Consider the following 2,654-nt stretch of genomic DNA (forward strand, 5'->3'; position numbering starts at 1 on the left):
AAGGGCGTGGCCAGCGCGCTCGCCCGCTACGCCTTCGGCCACGCCCGCGCGCAGGGCCTGAAGGTCGTGCCGACCTGCCCCTTCATGGCCGGGTGGGTGAAGAAGCACCCGGAGGAGCACGACATCGTCGATGCGACCTGCAAGGCGGAACTCGGCATCTGATGGTCGCCTCCAGCGCCGCGCTCCCGCCGGTCGGCCGGGGCGGCTAGCTCCAGGGCAGGTCGGCCTCGCCGCGGAGGATCGCCTCGACCTCGGGCCGGTGCTTGGCCCCGCCGCGGTCGTGCAGGACCAGCGGCGGCAGCAGCCGCAGCGGCGCCTTGCCGGTCTTCACCGCCCGCACCAGGACGCGCTTGGCCGGCGCGTCGGCGAAGGGATGCACGCCGCGGATCTGGAAGGAGCCGGCCTTGGGCGCGAGGTGGGCGAGGAGGTCGCCCAGGCGGTCCGCGCGGTGGATCGCCGTGATCGTCCCGCCCTCGCGCACCGCCTTCAGCAGGAACTCGGCCCAGGCCATGAGCCCCTCGTCGGCCATCCACGCCGCCGCCTTCTCCGGCGCGGGTCCGCGGAGCGCCGAGGGATCGTCGAAGAACGGCGGATTGGCGATGGCGGCGTCGAAGGGCGGCAGGCCGGTGACGGCGAACCGCTGCGCCACGTCGCCGCGCACGGCTTCGACCCGGTCCGCCATCCCGTTGAGGGCGATGTTCTCCCGCGCCAGGGCCAGCGCGTCGGCCTCGCGCTCCAGGCCCGTGAACCGGGCCTGCGGCCGTCGCGCGGCCGCCGCCAGAAGCGCCGCCCCGGGCCCGCAGCCCGCGTCCAGCACCCGCTGCCCCGGCCTCGCGTCGCAGGCCGCCGCCAGCAGGGCCGCATCCAGCCCTGCGCGGTAGCCGCGGACCGGCTGCTTCAGGCGGATGCGCCCGTCCAGCAGGCGGTCTTCGGTGACGGCGTCCATCCGCGCGGGCCTTGGCGTGACGAAGGGTTTGAACGTGTTCGGCGTGGGCCGCTTGACCGTGCCCTATCGCGTCACCATTGTCCCGGCAAACGGCGGCCGGCAGGGCCCGGACGCCCCGGCAGTTGAGGAAATATCCGTCTTGGAAGTCGCCCAGGCCGTCGCCGCGCCGCCCTCGCTCGACCTGCTGCTGACGCTGGCCGGGCCGGACATGCGCGCCGTCGACGCCCTGATCCGCGAGCATATGGACAGTCCCGTGCCGGTGATCCCGGCCCTGGCCGACCACCTGATCGCGGGCTCGGCGAAGCGCTTGCGGCCCCTGCTGACCATCGCCGCGGCGCGCCTGTGCGGCGCGCGCGACGACGCCTGCCTGAAGCTCGCCGCCGCCGTGGAGTTCATCCACACCGCCACGCTGCTGCACGACGACGTGGTCGACTCCTCCGAGCTGCGCCGCGGCCGCGTGGCGGCCCACCTGATCTGGGGCGCGCCGGCCAGCGTGCTGGTGGGCGACTTCCTGTTCGCGCGCGCCTTCGAGCTGATGGTGGGCGCGGGCTCGATGGCGGCGCTGGAGATCCTGGCCCGCGCCAGCCGCGTGATCTCCGAGGGCGAGGTGCTGCAACTCACCCGCAGCCACGACCTGGACCTGACCCAGGACGTCTACATCGACATCATCCGCGCCAAGACCGCCGAGCTGTTCGCCGCCGCCGCCGAGGCCGGCGCGGTCTCGGCCGGCGCGCCGCCCGAACGCTGCCGGGCGCTGCGCCAGTTCGGCCAGGACCTGGGCCTGGCGTTCCAGCTCATCGACGACGCGCTCGACTACTCCAGCGACGCCGCCACCCTGGGCAAGAACCCGGGCGACGACTTCCGGGAGGGCAAGGTCACGCTCCCGCTGCTGCTGGCCATGCAGCGCACGGCCGCCTCCGAGCGCGACTTCTGGGTCCGCACCATCGACCGGCGCGAGCAGGAGCCCGCCGACCTCGACCACGCCATCGCCCTGATGCGCGAGACCCGCGCGCTCGACGACACCCTGGCGCTGGCCGTTAGCTACGCCGACAGCGCCAAGGCCGCCATCGCCGACTACGGCTCCAACGGCTGGCGCCCCGCCCTCCAGGACCTCGCCGACTTCGCTGTGATGCGCCGGGCCTAGAAGCCGGTGAAGATGCGCTCGAGGGCGCGGCGGATGTCGTCTTCGTGCTGGCGCAGGTTTCCGACGGTTCGCGTTAGGGTCCGCCGTTCAATGTTCGCAAGTTCTGCGAGCGCCAGCGCGTAGCGCCGGTCGTTGAAGTCGACCCGCAGACTCGCGACCGTGTATGCCGTTCGTCCGCCGTCGGAGATGAGAGGCGCAACGATGACGGTGGGCGTATCCTCGAGAAAGTGGGACTGCAGCACCATCAGATACGGGATCGACCGGCGACTTCGCTGCGACGGATTCTCGTAGACGTCGAACTGCCGCAACTACCAGGACCGAAAGTCTTCGCCGAACACGCCAAACTCGGCGATCCGCGCCTTGTGCGCCTCGATCGCCTCCGCGTTCTCGTCTCCCCAGAGCCGGGCCTTTTGCTCGTCGGAGAGCCCTCGATACCGCGCCAAGTCAGGGTCGAGGTCAGCGAGCGCGCGCCGCAGCTCCGCTTCGGCCAACTTCTCAATTGAGATGCCGGCCTCTTGAGCGCGCTCCAGAAGCCGCGCGTCGATCTCGATCTTCAGTTCGACC

Annotated in this window: 5 protein-coding genes; 2 read left to right on the plus strand and 3 right to left on the minus strand. The window is 72.1% G+C overall.

Annotated features, from left to right (window positions below):
* Positions 1–6 precede the first annotated feature (6 nt).
* A complete protein-coding gene (locus tag JNL41_RS22585; RefSeq protein ID WP_365698320.1) occupies positions 7–162 on the plus strand; it encodes a GNAT family N-acetyltransferase in 156 nt (51 codons plus the stop codon).
* A 43-nt stretch (positions 163–205) separates the two neighbouring features.
* On the opposite strand, the gene JNL41_RS14590 is transcribed toward JNL41_RS22585, so the two are convergent.
* Positions 206–946, minus strand: coding sequence for a methyltransferase (locus tag JNL41_RS14590; RefSeq protein ID WP_293476123.1), 741 nt, complete (start codon positions 944–946; stop codon positions 206–208).
* Positions 947–1,085: 139 nt separating this feature from the next.
* Between JNL41_RS14590 and JNL41_RS14595 the strand changes: the two genes are divergently transcribed.
* Positions 1,086–2,090, plus strand: a complete 1,005-nt coding sequence (locus tag JNL41_RS14595) for a polyprenyl synthetase family protein (RefSeq protein WP_293476125.1) — start codon at positions 1,086–1,088, stop codon at positions 2,088–2,090.
* Here the strand turns inward: JNL41_RS14595 and JNL41_RS14600 are convergent.
* Both JNL41_RS14600 and JNL41_RS14605 read right to left on the minus strand, forming a co-directional pair.
* The gene (locus JNL41_RS14600; RefSeq protein WP_293476127.1) at positions 2,087–2,398 is read right to left on the minus strand and encodes a CcdB family protein; all 312 of its coding nucleotides are present in this window, start codon (positions 2,396–2,398) and stop codon (positions 2,087–2,089) included. The genes JNL41_RS14595 and JNL41_RS14600 overlap by 4 nt on opposite strands.
* Positions 2,399–2,654 (minus strand): type II toxin-antitoxin system CcdA family antitoxin (locus JNL41_RS14605; protein WP_293476129.1); only part of this gene is annotated, 256 nt, incomplete at its 5' end.

Origin of the sequence: Phenylobacterium sp., assembly GCF_016793285.1 — a bacterium.
Taxonomy (GTDB): Bacteria; Pseudomonadota; Alphaproteobacteria; order Caulobacterales; family Caulobacteraceae; genus Phenylobacterium.